This window comes from Rhizobium freirei PRF 81 (assembly GCF_000359745.1).
GTDB classification, from domain to species: Bacteria; Pseudomonadota; Alphaproteobacteria; order Rhizobiales; family Rhizobiaceae; genus Rhizobium; species Rhizobium freirei.
This window is the reverse complement of sequence record NZ_AQHN01000067.1, coordinates 100484-117708: the sequence shown is the minus strand read 5'-3', so window position 1 is coordinate 117708 and position 17225 is coordinate 100484. Positions and strand designations below refer to the sequence as shown.

Below are 17225 nucleotides of genomic sequence, written 5' to 3'. Positions count from 1 at the left end.
TCGGTCCTTGCGGCTCAGATGGCCGCAAGCGCATTGGCAAGTCCCTGGAAGGGGGCGCGGAAGGAAACGGTGTCGGGCGGAGAGCCGGCGGCGTAGGAGACCTGCACGGCAAGCCCCTTCTCGACGGCGGCGCGAAGGCGGGGCCCGACCAGCTGGTAGGCAATGCAGACAGTGGCATCGCAGCCCTTGACCGGCACGGCGACGACGGAACCGCCATCGCGCAGGTCGAGCTGGATTGTCCGCCCTTGGCCGACCGTCGGGGGCGTGCGCAGGATGAAGAAAGGCTGGCCATCCTGGCTGGCGGCGAGCGACCAACTGAAGACGGTTGTGCCAGCGGCGTTTACGACGGTCTGCGTGATGTTGCAGACCTTTTGCTTCTTCACCAGATTCTCGTCGCAGATCAGAGTCCAGTTCTGGAACGGCTGCGTGATCCTGCGATACTGGCCGGGCGGGACGTCGACGGGAAGTGCCACATCCGATGGCTTTACGGTATGTCCAGGCGTCGGTGAGGACGAAGCCGGCGAGGTCATTGCCGGCGGCGTCCCTCTCTTCTGATCGGCGCCCATGGCGGAACCACCGCTCAGGCCCGCAAGGACCAGGAGCGGCACTATAGTGGGGATGCGGGTTCCGGCCTTCGCGAACATGATTTACCCCTAGTTGAGCGTAAAGCTCAGACCAGCGCCGACGCCCCACTGACCGCCAGAGGCGGTCGCCGAGACATTGGCGCGCATCGTCTGGTCCTCGTTGGTGTAGCCGAGACCAAAGGCGGCCGCACCTTCGCCTCGCCAGACGCCTCCGCCGATGGCGGCCGAAAGCTTGCCGGGACGCTCGTCGTATCGCAGCGAAGCGGCGGCCAAGCCGATCGCCGCCGCTTGCCGGGCTTCCCTGCGGACCTCTCCGATCGAACCGGACAGCATACCGAACTTTTCATCGGTGTAGGCGTTGGCCGCCGAAAGCGTCTGAGCCGACCTCGTATCGGTGTAGCTGTTTGCCGTCGTGATCGCGTAGGCGGTGCGGTTGTCGGTGTAGTTGTTTGCCGAGGCCAAAGTCGTGGATGCACTGCTCTTCAATTGTTTCACATTGACGGCATCAGTGTCGTTCGTGCCGGAGGCCACATTGGAAAGCAGGACCGGAGCCTTCGGATCTCCCCCCTGAAAAGTGACGGAGTTCGTCCGTTTACCATCACTGTCGGTGTCGTACTGAACCGAGTTCTTCGCCGTGGCGTCGATCGTATTGACCTGCGAGCCGAGGCTCGCGACCTCCTGATTGGTGGCGTAGAGTTGCGAACCGTTCACCGCGTCGGTGGAGGCGGCGTTAACACGGCCGGCCGCGACGTTGGTGATGGTCCGCTCCTTGCCCGTGTCGCCGACCGAGACTGTCGCTGTCGCGGTACCCGCAACCTTATACGTCTTGCCGTTGACCTCCATCGTCGAGGTCTGGACGGCCGCCTGCGTGACGGACCCGGATCCGAGCGCGACATCGCCTGCATTGTTGGCGGACGCGTTCGCGCCCAGCGCCACCGCCGTATCGGCCTTGGCGTGCGCGTTGCTGCCGGTGGCGATGCTGCCGGCCCCGGAAGCAACCGCCGCCGGTCCTACCGCCACGCTGTCCGTGCCCTTCGCCTGGCTGTCGGCCAGCAACGAATTGGCGTGGAAATATTTGATACCGCCGCCATTGTTGATGTTGGTGAACTGGGTATTCAGCGTGGTCAGGTTGCTGTCGACTGCCCCGAAGGCATCGCCGACATTGCTGTAATTGTTCCCGCCGATCACATAGGTCGGCGCGGAGACCGTGCCGTCAGAATTGACGGTCGAGCCGCCGCCGAGCGCGGCTGCAACGCTCTTCGACGATCCGTAGAGCTGGGAACCGTTGATCGCGTCGGTGGAAGTGGCGCTCACGCCGCCCTTCGCCAGATTGGTGATCGTCGTGCCGTTCGGTCCGGCAAGCGTGATCTTGTCCTTCGGATCGCCCGGATTGCCGTCGTAGGTGACGGCTCGATCACCTAGGTTGGCAACGGTGGTCGACACCGCGTCGAGCTGGCCCTTGTTGACCGCATCGTTCGCAGCGATACCAGCGGCAACGTTGGCGATCTTCTGCGGCGAATTGGTGCCGTGGCTGGCGTCATAGGCACCGAGCGACGAATTCCAGAGCAGCGCGTCGTTCTGCAGCGAATTGACATTTTGACTTACGGCGTAGAGCTGGCCGCCGTTCACGGCATCGGTCGAGGTCGCAGCGATTGTGCCGGCTGCGACATTCGTCACCTTGGTGTTTGCCGCATCGATGCCGCTCTTCGTCACGCTCGGGCCGCCGGTGATGGTCAGGCCGTTCGTATCGAGCTTGGCATCGCCCGTCGTCACGCTGGTGGCAACCAGGTCATTGGCGGTGGCGATGGTGACGTCCGTGCCGCTGCGCGTGACCTTGATGTTCTGGCCATCAAGGAGCTGCACCGTGTCGCCCGGCTTGACCTGCGTCGCCGCGTCGCCGTTCGCCCGCAGGCTCCAGCCCTTGTTGGCGGTCGTGTTCACCGCCGTGATCGCGGCGTCGACGGTGTTCTGGCCGGTGCCGCCGACATTGCTCATCGTCAGCTGGCCGGTCGTAGTGTTGTAGACGGCGTTGCCGCCGAGCGCGGACGCTGTCGTATTCCCAAGCCGGTTCACATGGTCATTGACCGTCGTAACGGCTTGATTGGTGGCGAAGAGCTGCGAGCCATTGATCGCATCAGTCGAATTCGCACTGAGCTGCCCCGCGGCGACATTGGTGATCTGGCGCTCGTTGCCCGAGGAACCGACGCTGACGACGCTGCCCGGAGTGGTGCCTTTAAAGGTGTAGGTAATGCCATTGATGGTGACGCCGCTGACGGAATTCGCTACGGCCGTCGTCGAATTAGCACCGAGAGCCACATCGCCCTGGTTATTGGCAATAGCGCCTGAACCGAGCGCCACAGCCTGCACGTTCCTGGCGTCGGCGCTGTCGCCCAAGGCGATAGCACCGGCATCTTCGGCCTTCGAAATGTTGCCGATCGCGACAGACCCCTGATTGATCGCCGTGCTGGAATTGCCAAGCGCGACCGCACCCTGGCCGCTGGCCGTATTGTTGGCACCCATGGCGACGGCGCCGGTGCCGGTCGCGATGTTCGGATCGCCGATCGCGACCGCGCCATCTCCATTGGCCGTATTGCCCGACCCGATCGACACGGTCTTGCCGCCCTTTGCGGTGGCAGTCTTGCCGATCGCGACCGACTGCGACGTCTGTGCGCTGGCGCCGCTGCCCTGCGCGATCGCATCGGTCGCGCCGGCCGACACCGTTGCGCCGTTCCCGATTGCCATGGAGCGATCAGACACGCTGCCTGATGCACCATTGACCTTCGCGCCACTCCCGAGCGCCAGCGCATTCTGCGCATAAGTTACACCAGAACTCTGCCCTAGTACGGAAGAGTTGGCCGAATTTCCGTCGACGACAGCACCTGTTCCGAGCACCGTGGAGTTCGAGGACGCAGCCGATGCCCGCGCGCCAACGGCGATACCGGATGTGGCGGCTGCCGCCACACTGGACTGGCCGCCGATGGCGATGGTGTTCGTATTCCCCGCCGCGGCGCTCGCACCGATGGCGATGGCGTTCGTATTCCCCGCCGTGGCATTGGTGCCTTGGGCGATCGAGTCGGCGCCCGACGCCGTCGATGTCTTGCCGATCGCGACTGCGCCGTTGTTGCTGGCTCTCGCGTCCGCGCCAAGTGCCGTGGCTGCATCGATCACGCCCGAAGCGGGATTTACTGCGGCACCTGAGCCCAAGGCGATGGCACGCGTGGTACCGTCGCTGGTAGAGGCCGAAGGGCCGATGGCGACACCACCGTTTTGCTTCAGGTACGTGTTCTGGTCCGCCGAGGCTCCATCACCCAGCGCTACACTATAGCCATAGCCGACCGCGTTCACGCCGATGGCGATGGCGTTGGTATCCGGAGTTGCGCCGGGTGCGCTTGCGCCGCGGCCGATCACGATGGAGCCGGTGCCATAGGCGGTGGCGCTGCGACCGATCGCGATGGCGTCCGTACCCCCCGCCGTGGACTGGCCGCCGAGGGCGATGCTGTCGGCCGCCGTGGCGTTGCTGCCGAAGCCAAGTGCCGTCGCATTGGTCGCGAGCGCTTTGGCACTATCCCCGACAGCCAGCGTATGGGTACCGTTGGCAGTGGCAGAATTGCCGATCGCGAAGGCATAAGCGCTCGCAGCGCTCGCAGCGTTGCCAATCGCGACTTGTCCGCCATAAACAGTCAACTTGTTGTTGTTACCAGACGCGCTCGTCGAGTCACCAATAATGATATTCGTTAAAGCGGTCGCAGAGTCCGTATACCCGTAAAAGTAATTGCGCTGACTAGTACCCATTCCATATCCACTGAGCAAAACACCTTCTGAAGATCCTTGATCGCTATTTGTATTTGCTGTGACAAACACTGTTGCTACAGAATTGTAGCTGTTCGACATGCCAGTCTGAACGGCTACGCCGTTCGTGGTCGTAATGATCGATGGCGCCGACTGCGCGAATGCCGGCTCCACTCCAACACCGAACAACGTCAACGCGGCGGCAGCTCCAACCGATACGCCAGCCATTCGCGCGGTTCCGCCGCAACCCAGTGGCCCGAAGCCGAGCCTCCTGCGCTTGAAGCCCAGCACGCGGTGCGCCATGCGCAGGATCGCAACGATCCGGCGGCGTGTATTCTTGCCAACGGCACCATGGATGCCGACCACATTTCCAAGTTGATTCTTGTACATTCTCACGTTCCGAAAATTTGCGTTTCAGCTTGTTCGTCGTTTCGACCGGAGGCGGGCTCTTCGCCCCTAGGTCCGCCCCCGGATTTCGGCGTCAGCAGTTGGGCTTCATTCGGCGCCCGATTGTCGTCGCTGGGTTCGAAAAATTGCGCGCGCCTGCCGAATTCGTCCGCCCGAAGGCTCTCGGCATCGCGCCGGCCAATATTCTCGGCGGCTTCCAGCGCACGGACGAAAGGCAGATTCGCCGTTTCCGGCACGGAGTGCAGCGCTCGCTCCAGCGCGTCGGCAGAGACCGTCGGTGCAGCGAGATGGCAAAGCATATGGAGCACCTGCTGCGCGCCGGCATCCGGCAGCGCGGCCATGACAACGCCGTAGAGATAATGGAGGAAGAGAAGATCGACTTCCGCCTCGACCCATTGCGCGGCGAAGCGCTGACGCATCGCCCGACCGACGGAATTGGCCTTGCTCTCGAGGCGCTCGCGGATGTCTGGGGATAATTGTACTGCGACAGGATCGAAGCCAAGGTGCTGACTCAAGGTTGATCTCCGACCCTGGTGTGTGCCGCCGAGGCTCTGGCCTGATCGCCGAGACGTGAAAGAGGATGGTTTTTGTCGATCACCGGCGAACGGCCGATCGCAACACCATTCAGCATCGGCGAGGTCAGCGGTTGCCGCACGACCAGACTTTTGGCCATCATCGGGGCAGCAGGGCGCTGCACGATTTCGGCACTCGACAAGATCCAGCGACAGTGCGCCGGTCCTTCAAACATCCGGCCAAGACCGCATCGGACGCCGGCCCCGGACCATTCAATCGTCTCGACGCCCTCAACGGCGATCGTGTGAGCGAAACAAGCATCACAAGCGACCTGACCGGACTCGGCAATTGTACGAAAATTTGCAGCTAAGTTCCGAGTCAAATCACTTCCTGCTCGCATGCATGAATAACCTTACTTTCCACTGCGCCATGCCTTGAAGGCTCACCCACGTCTACTGAAACGGCACTAATCGCGACAACGTGCAGCTTCGAACCGATTACGGCTGATGTCATAGACTTCCGACAAACTTCGCTGGCAAAGTATCGCGAGCTCGTCAGACAGTATTTCAGAATCGGATCGCCACTATCAAACTCGTACATAAATCGCTCACTTTCCGTCTCCATGTAGGCAGTCGAACGAAGCAACCGTCTATGACTTCACCACAAAGGGTTAGCGTGCGGTCACCTCTGACTTTGGTCTCAAAGTCACCCTGCTTCGACTTTCGGAGACAAGTAACTTTGCCGGCGTATGCACGGATTGTTGGTGTCGGCCTGGCCAGCACAGACTTCGGCGCCGGCGACATTGCGAGCGGATGTTCCGTCTCAAATACAGTTCTCGAAAGCGGGCCGGCCCATTCGCGACGGTACCGCTCGACGTGCATCTGATGGTCTCGCGGCCAGAGGTTCCCGCAGCCCGTTTTGCAGAAATGGGCGTGAGGTCCATTGCTGTTCATGTGGAATCGGAAGTGGACTTCGCTGAGATCGCAAAGATTGCCCGGAGCAACGGAACGAAAGTACACGCGGCGCTTCGCCACACGACACCCGTCGCAGCGCTCGATCCCCTCCTGGAGCACGTTGACGGCTGCCTCTTTCTAACGGCCCCGGCCGGCGGTGGAGCATTCGACCAACATGCCTTTAAGCGCCTCTCTCAGCGCCCGAAAGGCCTTTACACCATCGTCGACGGAAAGATCATACCAGACCACTTCAAGCGCCTTGCGAAACTGGAGGTTGATGTCGCGGTCGTAGGTGCGGCCCTATTTGCAGCAGGCGAGACCGAGGAGAGAGCAAGAGCGTTTGCTCGGATGCTCGGCAGCAGGCTCGTCGCGTAAGATCCCTACCCGCGATAATTCGCCGGAGGGCAAGGGATGGCTGGTAGAGGGCATCCGGCATGAGATGAAGACGGCTGCGAGAGCCGTCGCCTCCGATGCCTTACGATTTACCCGCCATACCGCTATCGTTCAGACGCTCACCATCAAGCATAAGACGGCTAACACCATTCGGGCCGCAATATGCGCTGTATTTGCCGTTGTATCGTATTGGGGGCCACGTTCGACAACGTCGCCTCCGAAAATATTCAGCTCTTTCAATCCACGCAGGATTCGCCCGAATACGGCTGCGCGATAATTCTATTCCGTATCTCTTCGATACTTTGATCGTTGCATCACCCTTGAGAACAAGGCAGCATATTCTTCCCTGTCGCACCGACCGACAGATAGACTTTTGTATTTCTCCGAATTTCTACTTATTGCCGAGGGATGCGGGGCAGAGGGACAGACACCGAAATGGTGACGCGTGCGCAGCAAATTGGCGTCGTTATCGGCTTGGCCATCGTCACGGCGCTTGCGATCCTGCGGGCAAGCGATCCTCAGTTGCTAAGGCTCGCCCGCGATTTGACATTCGACCAGTATCAGCGCCTGGAGCCCAGGACCTTCGAGAACCAGCCTGTCCGGGTCATCGACATCGACGAAGCGTCGCTACGCGAGTTCGGTCAATGGCCCTGGCCGAGAAACCGGATTGCCACCCTCGTGGACAGGCTTTCCGATATGGGCGCGGCCGCTATCGCTTTCGATGTCCTCTTCGCCGAGCCTGACCGCCTGTCGCCTCGCAATGTCGTTCGCGACGTCACCGGCATCGATCCCTCGCTGGTGGGCAAGCTGCCGGATAATGATCAGATTTTTTCGCAATCGCTCTCGGGCAAGCCGGTGGTGCTAGGCTTCGGCCTCTCCAACGAGGGGGACTATCTGCCGCCGGTCAAGGCAGGCTTTGCCTATACAGGCGAAAGTCCCTTCGGTGCGCCGCCTGCGATCAAGGCCGCGACGCCGCTGCAGCCGCAATTGGAGGCCAATGCCGCAGGGCTCGGTCATATCAGCCTCAATCCGGGGACGTCATCGGCGGTGGTGCGCGCGGTTCCGCTTTTTCTCAGTAGCGGCAAGCAGCTTTACCCCGGTCTAGCGCTTGAAGCACTGCGCGTCGCTCAAGGGGCCTCGACCTACGTGCTGGACGCAGCACCAGATGCACCGAATACGCTGACCAGGGTCAAGATCGGGAATTTCGTGGTGCCGGTCACGGCATCAGGAGAGCTCTGGCTCTATGTCAGCCCCGACACCAAAGAACGGTATATTTCGGCAGGCAGGGTTCTCGCAGCCGCAGGCGCTTCCGCCGATGTCGGAGCCGCTATCGGCGGCAGTATCGTTTTCATCGGAACCTCTGCCTCCGGCCTTCAGGATGTCCGCACGACGGCCCTTGGCGAAAACGTGCCGGGTGTCTCCATTCATGCGCAGATCGTCGAGCAGATCCTTTCGGGCCGTTTCCTTTCCCGACCGGATTGGGCGGACGGGCTGGAAATCCTGTCCATCGCCGTGCTGGGCAGCCTTCTGGTGATCGTCACCACCTTCGTCAATCCGGCTGTCGCCCTTGCGTGCGGCCTCCTGATTACCTTTTTTGCCCTTGTGGCCTCTTGGATCGCCTTTCTTTACGGGGGGCTTCTCTTCGACCCGCTGGCACCGATCGTCTCCGGATCGATCACGCATTTCGCTGCGACGGCCTTCCGCTTTCTCGTGACCGATCGGGAACGGCGCGACGTGCGGCGAGCCTTCGGCCACTATCTCTCGCCATCGCTGCTGCACCGTATCGAGCATACGCGCGACGCGCTGCGCCTTGGAGGAGATGAGCGCGAGCTGACCGTCATGTTCGTCGACGTGCGAAACTTCACCCAGATCAGCGAGCAGATGACGCCGAGCGCCGTCGTCGCGTTTCTCAACACGCTGCTCGATGCGCTGAGCCACCATGTCATCGCCAACGACGGCACTCTCGACAAGTTCATCGGCGACTCGATCATGGCCTTCTGGAACGCTCCCGTCGATGTCTCCGACCATGCCGGCAAGGCCGTGCACGCAGCCCTGGGCATGCGGGAAACGCTCGCCCTTCTCAACAAGAGCGATGCATTCGGTTTCGGAGACGAGCGGCGGGTCGCAATAGGGATAGGCATCCATACGGGGCTTGCATGCGTCGGCAATATGGGTGCCGAGACACGATTCAATTACACCGCCGTCGGCGATGCCGTGAACATTGCCGCGCGCATCGAATCCGCCTGCAAGGACATCAATTTCGACATTCTGGTATCTGGACCGACAGCAGGCTTGCTGCCCGATTGCGCTCTGCTCGAGGCGGGGGCGCTGACGCTGAAGGGTAAGAGTATGCGAACCAAGCTCTTCGCCGTGGTTGGCGACAGGCATCTTGCAAAATCTGCCGACTTTGTCGAACTTCAGGCCATGCACCGGCAGCTTGTCGCTGCGCTGCGAACACGGTCGACGAGCAGCCGCAAACTTATCGGCGCCACGAGACTTAAGGCTCAGGTTGCGACGACAGGACTATTGCAGGGGTTTTACAGCCAGATTTCGCGCAGAGCCGGACATTTCGTCGACGAGCCTGGAGACCAAGCGGCCGACATCTGACGCATTTCCAGGAAAAGTGTGCAGGGGTTTTCCGTCCGGAATGCGGAATGAAACAAGAAAATGGAGCGCTTTCGCAAATCGGAGAAAAGCGGAAGTACTCTTGCTGATTTTGCAGCTGCCGCCCACAACTCCCCTCGTGCTAACGATGTTGATGCTCGCCGTCCCGATCGCCATTGTCGCGGTCGTGACCTTGGTCGTCTTCGTCGTCATGATCGCCTCTGTCATGATGATGATGATCATGGTCCTTCGGCGTGCTGGGAGTGGCGGGTGTGCTGGGTGTCGCTGCCTGGGTGTGTGGCGTTTCCGGCGTACTTTGTACGCTCGGCGTATTGGGCTGTGCCGGAGCAGGATTGTTTGCCGGAGCGCTGCGCGGAGATATCCCGTTTGGCGGCTCTTTCGACGCCGTCGACAGACCGCACCCACCGCCGACAAAGCCCATTCGTCCAGAGAGTTGCTGATCCCCGGACAGAAACGGTAGAGCTCGCTGGTTGCCGAGCTTCTTGAGAGTATCGCGATTGACACGGCGCGGATCACTTATCTCGCCGTTGCGTTTGGCCACCACGCAGTCGCATTGTTCCTTCAATTGCCTGCAGCCGCCGGCACCGCAAAATTGAGCGGCGCCATTCAACAAAACGACCGCCGTCACGCCGTTGGCGCCGACATAAAAATCGAACGCGGTTCCGCGCACACCGATCGTTCCGGCCGGCGTCACGATTTGATAGGCCGAATGGTCCGAATTTCCGCTCATCCAGCGAAAGGTGCCCTTCGCCGCATTTATGGTGAGCTTTTTGACCGAGCCCGAGTCATCGAAGACGAATTTGTCGATGGTAACGGACGACCCGGCTCCGACAGCCAATTTCGTGCCGTCTCGAAATGTGAACTGTCCAAGGCCTGAAAGGGAGGTCCGGATTTGCTCGTCACGGTGGACGGGATCATCAACCGCCAGCGGACCGCCAGCGCCCCTGACTTCGGTCTTAATGAGCACCGCCTGGCCGACGGTCTCGGCAGCTTTCAAAGGCAATGGCGCGAGCATCACCACGCTCAGCGCAACGGTCGCGGCGTGACGTACATACAACATCCCACCCTCCAAGATTATCTAGGTTTTACCATAGGACACACTCGAATGTCCCATCATCCATTCTGAGTATAAACGGCAAGGTTGAGTTAGCATAAGCTTATGTTTGTGAATAATCTGGTGTATTCTATCCGGCGTTACGAAGCCTTGAGCGGCGAGCGCCTTTGCCTGCGAAGCCCGCCTTTTCTGCGGCATTCCATCGCTGGATTCCCCGCCCGGTCCTTCGGCGGCCTTGTGTCACACACCCTTCATCGTCTCCGGTTAGGCAAGCCAGAATCCGGAGACTGTCCATGCACTCGACCGCACAACCCAATCGCCCCAAGATCGCGGAGACCGTTATCCACTCGACGGCGACCGTAAGAGATTCGAGCATAGGCCGATGCTGTGAGATTTTGGCGGACACGTCTCTGCACACGGTCGAACTCGGGGATTATTCTTACTTGGGGCCTCGCTGCATTGTCGGCGATGCGACGATTGGAAAGTTCTGCGCAATCGCTGCAGACGTCAGGATTGGCGCCCCCAATCACCCGATGGATCGTCCGTCCATGCACCGCTTCACCTACTGTCCGGAATATTACTCGGCGGGCGCCGCACGCGACGTTTCCTTTTTTGATCGGCGAAAAGAAGATCGCGCCGTCATTGGCAACGACGTTTGGATTGGCCACGGGGCCATTGTTTTGCCCGGCGTAAAGGTCGGCGACGGTGCCGTGCTGGCTGCAGGTGCGGTCGTCACCAAGGACGTCGAGCCATATACCATTGTCGGTGGAGTTCCCGCCAAACTCATTCGCGAGCGGTTCACGCGGGTCATCGCAGAGAGGCTCACGCCGATAGCCTGGTGGGATTGGCCATTCGAGACGATCATGGCGCGGCTCACCGACTTTCAGTCGAGCGATATCGGGACCTTTTGCGAGCGCTGGTCGTAGAGCGTGCTGGCAGCGTCCCTCTCAGGGAAAAGCGGCGCGTCCGAGACACGCCGCTTCGAGATTGGGATGCCGGCGAAAAGACGTCGGGCGCCGGCGGTTTGCACATGGGTCGCTCGCTGCTCGTCGTGATTGCCGAACAGCACTTGGACGGCGTCTCGGCCATGCAGAGATAGCGGGTTTCGCGGCGCTTTCTGCCATCCGACGTCCCCTTAGCCCGCGAAAGCCTGGACGGCTTCCCTTGAGGGCCCCATTCGCCTAACCCAGCAAATCGGGCCCGTCCAAGGAATGAGGAACGGAGTTCCGTCCTTATTTCACCGTGATGCTCATACCGCTGATATCGGCGTTGACTTGCAGGCCTACCTGCCGGCCTGTGAGTTCGAGCTGGGCGCCCTTCTCATTGGTCATGACGATGACCTGGGCCCCTTTGCCGACAGCGCCACCGCCGCCCGCGGCTCCGTAGACGCCCGTCACATCTCCGGCACGGCGAATGTGGCGAACTGTGCCTTGGAAATAGGTCTTGGAAGCGCCGAAGGCGAGGCCGCCCGAAATGCCGCCGATCGAAACGGGATAGTGGCGGCCATGAAAGGTCAGCGTGCCCTCGCCTCCAGAGCCACCGATGAAGAAGGCCGCCTTGTAGACGGCGAAGCGGATCGAACCGCTATCGGCATGCGCGGCACCGGCGAGGCTTACTCCCGTGGCGGCGATGACGGCAAACGCGGCTGAACGAAATCTGGACGAAATCTTCATGATGCGAACTCCTCAAGAGCGCCGCTTACCCAGATCGGCCGGGCACGTCAGCGTCGGATCAAACTTATGGTAGAACAGTTTAGCCCCCTCATTAGTTCCAAGCACGCGAACTGAATCTGCGTGCGGGGAGGCCGCCACGATACAGGCACGCACCGTAAAATCCAGCGAGCATCGATCCAGATGCGGCATCTGCAATATGACCAGATGCGCACATGATCCCCTCTATCGGCATCATCGCTGACGGCCAGTGAGCCGCGCGAACGGAGCTTCAAAGCTTCACGATCGTCTTGCGGGCAAGCAGTCCCTGCGGCGCGAAGAGCAGCACCGCTATGACCAGGAGAATGGTGAAGGCGTCGCGGTAGCTGAGCAAGCTTTCCGGCAGATAGGCCTGCAGAAAGACTTCTATGAAACCCAGCAGGAAGCCACCTGCGACAGCGCCCGAAAGGCTGCCGAGACCGCCGATGATCGCGGCGATGAAGGCCTTGAGCACCGGCAGGAAGCCCATCAGCGGATCGACGCTGCCGCGCTGCGCCACCCAGAGAATGCCGGCTACGCCCGCCAGAAGGCCGGAGATCGCAAAGGCCGTGGCGACGACGGCATTGGCACGAATGCCCATGAGCCGCACGATGGCGAAATCCTCGGAGGCCGCACGCATGGCTCGGCCAAGCACGGTGGTCCGCAGGAAGAGGTTCAATCCCGCCAGCATGATGAAGGTTACCAGGATCGAAATCCCCTGGATGATGCCGATATGCAGGCCGGCAATCTCGATCGTGCCGGAAAGGCTCATCGGCATCGGGACCGGCTTCGGGCGGGCAGAAACGAAATTCTGGAAGAGCACGCGCAGGATGGCGCTGACGGCAAAACTGGTCAGAAGCAGCGTGGTGCCGCTTGCCCCGCGTACCGGCCGGAAGGCCGTGCGCTCCATCAGGAGCACAAGCACGATCGCGACCGCCAGCGCCACAATGATTGCCACGCCGAAAGGCAGGCCGACGATCAATGCGAAGCAGAGACCATAGCCGGCCGCCGTCATCAGCTCGCCATGGGCGAAATTGATCAGGCCCATGATCGAAAAGACGACGGCAAGACCAAGTGCCAGAAGCGCATAAGTGCCGCCGAGGCTGAGCGCATTGACCAGCTGCTGCAGAAACATGTCCATGAGATGAAGTCCCTTTGCCGGTCAGGCGCCCAGATAGGCGCCCTGGATTTCGGTGGAATTGCGAAGGTCGGCCGCGGAGCCCGAGAGTACGATCCTGCCATTGGCCATCACGTAGCCGGCATCGGCGATCTCGAGCGAAAGAGAAACATTCTGCTCCACGAGCAGGATCGTCAAACCGCGCTCGCGCAGGCCCGAGATGAGTTCGAAGATCTGGTCGACGATCTGCGGCGCAAGACCGAGCGACGGCTCGTCCAGTAGCAGGAGATCAGGCGATGACATCATCGAACGGGCAATGGCCAGCATCTGCTGTTCGCCGCCGGACAGCGATCCCGCCTTCTGATGCAGACGCTCCTTCAGGATCGGGAAGCGCGACAGCATGTCTTCACGCACCGCGTCGATGGCCCCTCGGCCCTTGTGCATGGCACCACCCAGAAGAAGATGCTCATCGACGCTGAGGCTCGGGAAGATGCGGCGGCCTTCCGGCGTCAGCGTCATGCCCATGCGGACGATCGTCTCAGGTGGAAGCGCGGAAATGTCCTTGCCGCCGAATGTCACCTTGCCCGCTTTCTTTGCGGCGAGGCCGACAAGCGCGTTGAGGGTCGAACTCTTGCCGGCGCCGTTTGCGCCAAGCAGCGTCACGATCTGTCCCTTGCGAACCTGGAGATCAACACTCTTCAGAGCCTCGACCGGGCCATAAGCTACCTTTAGCCCGCTAACATCAAGCAAGGGGTCCTGGTCGGAAATTCTACTCATCATCATCGGACAAATCCTTGCCGCAGCCTCTGCGCCTGAGCCATAGAACGAATTCATTCCGGCGACATACCCCCGGCAAAGCACCGGGGGCATGTCGTTGAGATCACGGAGAAGGAACATCCGCGGCGTTCGGCACGCCCTGGCTCACCAGCGAACGCTTGCCGCCATCGATGCGAACCAGCGAGACAGAACGTAGCGGCATTCCCTTGGTGCCGGCATAGGTGATGGCGCCGGTCACGCCCTTTACGCCTTCGAGAGAGGCGACGGCATTGCGGATTACGGTCGGTTCAATGCTGCCGGCCTTGGTGACGGCTGCCTCGATGACCTTGCCGAGGTCATAGCCGTTGGCGATGTAGACCGTATCCGGATCCTGCCCGGACTTGGCCTTGTATTTCGCATTGAAAGCCGCAAGCGGGCTGCCCTCGACGGCAAAACCGGCGGTGGTGAAGACGACGCCGTCGACGAGCGGACCAAGACCGAAGGTGGTGGGCGAGTCGATGCCGTCGCTGCCGAGGATCGGCGTGTTGACGCCTGCGCCGCGCAGCTGGCGGATGAAGGCCGGAAAGTCCGGCTCGTAGGCAGCCGTCATGATGACGTCGGGTGCCGGGTTCAGAGCCTTGATCTTCGTCACCTCGGCGCTGAAGTCCTGTTGGCCCATGGCGAAGGTGCCTTCGCCAAGCAGCTCGCCGCCCTTTGCCTTGAAGCTTGTGGCGAAATATTCGGGCAGTTTCAGCGTGTAGGCGGTGTCGGGAGACTTCAGGATATAGGCCTTCTTGAAACCCTTGTCCTTGGCATAGCCTGCCAGGACTGCGGCCTGCACGTTGTCGGCGGGATAGTTTCCGAACATATAGTCGCCGACAGCCAGCGGCATGGTCGGTGTCGTCGCACAGAACGAGAAGGCCGGGATATGTGCCGCCTGCGTGATCTGGCCGGCTGCAATCGAAGGATCAGCATCGCAAGGCGTGATCAGGATGCTGATGCCCTGATCGACAAGCTCCTGCGCGACGAGAGCGGTCTGCCCCGCATCGGAGCGGGTATCCTTGGCGACGAGCTTGATCGGGAATTTGCCCGCGACACCGCCGGCCGCATTGATCTCATCGACCGCCATCTGCAGACCTTTGAGCGACGGCTGGTCGTAAGGGGCGAGAGTGCCGGTCTGGGCCGTGGCCAGGCCGACCACGAGATCGTCGGCCAGAGCCGGAAGAGCCATGGCGCCAAGCGCGCTTGACAGGAAAAGAACCTTCAATGTCGACTTCATTATTATTCTCCTCTGGATTGTTATGCTGTCTTGCCGCTCGTATGCGGATCGAGATTGAGTAAAGGTGCCTCGGTTTTGGATGGCTCGTGCTTTGCAACCGAGCGGCGGCGGCCGATATAGGCCTCGATGACGGCCGGATTCGACTGGATCTCGGCCGGCGTACCGATGGCGATCTGCTGCCCCTTGTTCAGGACCACGACGATATCGCACAGGCGCATGATGAGCTTGAGATCGTGCTCGACCACGAGGAGGCCGAGGCGATATTTCGTGCGGATCCGATCCAGCACGGCCATCAATTCCATCGTCTCCGCAGGATTCATGCCGGCTGCCGGCTCATCGAGCAGCAGATAACGGGGCTTCAGCGCCAGGGCGCGGGCGATTTCGAGGCGGCGCTGCGCTCCGTAAGAGAGTGTCCCCGCCAGCTGGTCGGCGACGTCGCCAAGGCCGACCTCGAAAAGCGCCTCGCGGGCAAGATCGACGGGATCCGCGCCATCGCGCGCTATCGCGCTTGCGGCAACCGTGACGTTTTCCAGCGCCGTCAGGTTCTTGAAGAGGCGGATATTCTGGAAGGTGCGCGCAAGGCCGGCAATCGGCACACGATGAACCGGCAGCGAGGCGACATCGACGCCGCCGACAGTCACCCGTCCGGTCGATGGCGGCACGACGCCCGAGATGCTGTTGATCAGGGTCGATTTGCCGGCTCCGTTCGGGCCGATCAGCCCGGTGACGAGGCCAGGGCGGACTTCGAAATTGGCGTCCTCGAGCGCAACCAGCCCGGAAAACCGCTTGCCGACATTTTCCACCCGCAGCACGTCGCCTTCAATGCTGGCTGCTTCCGTTGTGGCGGGCTTCGCAGCCGAGTGTGCCTTCCCGCCAGCCAGGCGTTTTAGGAGCGGCAGCTGCTCGTCGATTTCACGCACCCCGAGAAGGCCGTCCTGCAGACGATACATCACAAGCAGGATCGCCAATCCGATGCCGATATCGGTCAGGCCGAAGACGGTCGGCAGGGAGAAGAAACCAAGATCGACGCCGCCTTCGAGCTTCCTGAGCAGTTCGACGATTACCATGATGACCGCCGTGCCGATGACAGCCCCGGAAACGGTGGTGATGCCGCCGAGGATCAGCATGGCGAGCAACAGGAAGGTCAGATTGAAATAGAAATCCTTCGGCGAGAAGGCACCGATGAAATGACCGAGCAGGACGCCGGCCGCTCCGGAGAGAACGGCCCCGAGAACCCAGGCAAGGAAACGATGCAGCCGCACATTCACGCCGACGGCGGTGGAGGCGATTTCATCTTCACGCGAGGCGCGCAGCTTCATGCCCGCACTTGAATCGCGGTAGATGCGCGCAATCGCCACGGCAACGATCGCAAAGGGCAACGCCATCCAGATATTTACCGCACGCGGTATGCCGAAGAAGGTCTGGCTGCCACGGGTGAAATCGCTCGATGCGACAAGCACGACATGGACGATCACCAGAAAGCCGAGCGTGCAGATCGAGGCAGACGATCCGGCAAGCCGCGCCACTGGAATACCAATCGCAATCGCCACCAGCGCCACGACGACGAGAGCGACGAGAAGGGCCGGAATGAACGGTAGACCCCATCCCGTCAGCCAAACCGGCAGATGCGGCAGGGCCGTTTTCTGTATGATCGGGCTGATGGTCAGTAGCCCGGCAGCATAGGCGCCGATCGCCATGAAGCCGGTATTGCCGAACGAGATGATACCGGAATTGCCGCTATAGACGGACGTACCAATCACGGCGACGACGTAGATCAGGAACAGCGTTACCAGCCGTTCGCCGCCTCCCGGAAAGAGGCCTGCCGCCACGAGGGTCGCAATGACCAGAGGGAGCACCGTCGCAACGATCCCGACGACGGTCCCGCGCCTTATGCGCACCATCAGAATTCTCCCGATTTTTTAAGCCCAGGTTTTTTGGGCCGTTCCCGCAACAAACGTTAATCGAGAAAATCAATATGTCAATCTTGTTTCAATTTCTGTTGACTGATAGCAATAATGTAACAAAATGAAGATCAGCGGACCAACGCCGATCGCAGGGGGAGATAG

General features: G+C 61.0%; 14 protein-coding genes. 3 read left to right on the top strand and 11 right to left on the bottom strand.

Going from position 1 to position 17225, the window contains the following annotated elements:
• Positions 1-14 precede the first annotated feature (14 nt).
• The 4 genes from RHSP_RS18095 to RHSP_RS34730 are packed head-to-tail and all read right to left on the bottom strand — an operon-like array spanning position 15 to position 5694.
• On the bottom strand, positions 15-644 hold the full coding sequence (locus tag RHSP_RS18095) for an invasion associated locus B family protein (RefSeq protein ID WP_004120403.1): 630 nt from the start codon (positions 642-644) through the stop codon (positions 15-17).
• 9 nt (positions 645-653) lie between these two features.
• The gene (locus tag RHSP_RS18090; RefSeq protein ID WP_051074100.1) at positions 654-4763 is read right to left on the bottom strand and encodes a YadA-like family protein; all 4110 of its coding nucleotides are present in this window, start codon (positions 4761-4763) and stop codon (positions 654-656) included.
• Between the two features lie 2 nt (positions 4764-4765).
• A complete protein-coding gene (locus RHSP_RS18085; protein ID WP_037152705.1) occupies positions 4766-5296 on the bottom strand; it encodes a hypothetical protein in 531 nt (176 codons plus the stop codon).
• Positions 5293-5694 carry a hypothetical protein gene (locus tag RHSP_RS34730; protein WP_157385370.1) on the bottom strand — a complete coding sequence of 134 codons (402 nt, stop codon included), beginning with the start codon at positions 5692-5694 and terminating at the stop codon, positions 5293-5295. Before RHSP_RS34730 ends, RHSP_RS18085 begins: the two co-directional genes overlap by 4 nt.
• 412 nt (positions 5695-6106) lie before the next feature.
• Here RHSP_RS34730 and RHSP_RS33115 point away from each other — a divergent pair, with 412 nt between their 5' ends.
• Complete coding sequence (locus RHSP_RS33115; RefSeq protein WP_004120394.1) at positions 6107-6622, top strand: beta/alpha barrel domain-containing protein; 516 nt, start codon at positions 6107-6109, stop codon at positions 6620-6622.
• Between the two features lie 129 nt (positions 6623-6751).
• On the opposite strand, the gene RHSP_RS34725 is transcribed toward RHSP_RS33115, so the two are convergent.
• Positions 6752-6889 (bottom strand): arginase family protein, encoded by a 138-nt coding sequence (locus RHSP_RS34725; protein WP_420820098.1) that lies wholly within the window; start codon positions 6887-6889, stop codon positions 6752-6754.
• A 186-nt stretch (positions 6890-7075) separates the two neighbouring features.
• On the opposite strand from RHSP_RS34725, the gene RHSP_RS18070 reads away from it, so the two are divergent.
• Positions 7076-9247 carry a CHASE2 domain-containing protein gene (locus RHSP_RS18070; protein ID WP_276307827.1) on the top strand — a complete coding sequence of 724 codons (2172 nt, stop codon included), beginning with the start codon at positions 7076-7078 and terminating at the stop codon, positions 9245-9247.
• Positions 9248-9386: 139 nt separating this feature from the next.
• Here RHSP_RS18070 and RHSP_RS18065 read toward each other — a convergent pair whose 3' ends face one another.
• Entirely contained in the window at positions 9387-10325 is a 939-nt protein-coding gene (locus tag RHSP_RS18065) for a FecR family protein (RefSeq protein ID WP_004120389.1), read from the bottom strand.
• Between the two features lie 287 nt (positions 10326-10612).
• Between RHSP_RS18065 and RHSP_RS18060 the strand changes: the two genes are divergently transcribed.
• Positions 10613-11245, top strand: a complete 633-nt coding sequence (locus RHSP_RS18060; RefSeq protein WP_004120387.1) for a DapH/DapD/GlmU-related protein — start codon at positions 10613-10615, stop codon at positions 11243-11245.
• A gap of 306 nt (positions 11246-11551) precedes the next feature.
• Here the strand turns inward: RHSP_RS18060 and RHSP_RS18050 are convergent, their stop codons facing one another.
• The 5 genes from RHSP_RS18050 to RHSP_RS18030 form a co-directional block, all read right to left on the bottom strand.
• Positions 11552-11992 (bottom strand): lipid-binding SYLF domain-containing protein, encoded by a 441-nt coding sequence (locus tag RHSP_RS18050; RefSeq protein ID WP_037152698.1) that lies wholly within the window; start codon positions 11990-11992, stop codon positions 11552-11554.
• Positions 11993-12260: 268 nt separating this feature from the next.
• Positions 12261-13148 carry a branched-chain amino acid ABC transporter permease gene (locus RHSP_RS18045; protein WP_240535462.1) on the bottom strand — a complete coding sequence of 296 codons (888 nt, stop codon included), beginning with the start codon at positions 13146-13148 and terminating at the stop codon, positions 12261-12263.
• Between the two features lie 21 nt (positions 13149-13169).
• Positions 13170-13907: an ABC transporter ATP-binding protein gene (locus RHSP_RS18040; protein ID WP_240535461.1), complete on the bottom strand. Its 738-nt coding sequence runs from the start codon at positions 13905-13907 to the stop codon at positions 13170-13172.
• 97 nt (positions 13908-14004) lie between these two features.
• Positions 14005-15159 carry an ABC transporter substrate-binding protein gene (locus RHSP_RS18035; protein WP_004120379.1) on the bottom strand — a complete coding sequence of 385 codons (1155 nt, stop codon included), beginning with the start codon at positions 15157-15159 and terminating at the stop codon, positions 14005-14007.
• A gap of 20 nt (positions 15160-15179) precedes the next feature.
• Complete coding sequence (locus RHSP_RS18030) at positions 15180-17060, bottom strand: branched-chain amino acid ABC transporter ATP-binding protein/permease (RefSeq protein ID WP_004120376.1); 1881 nt, start codon at positions 17058-17060, stop codon at positions 15180-15182.
• Positions 17061-17225 lie beyond the last annotated feature (165 nt).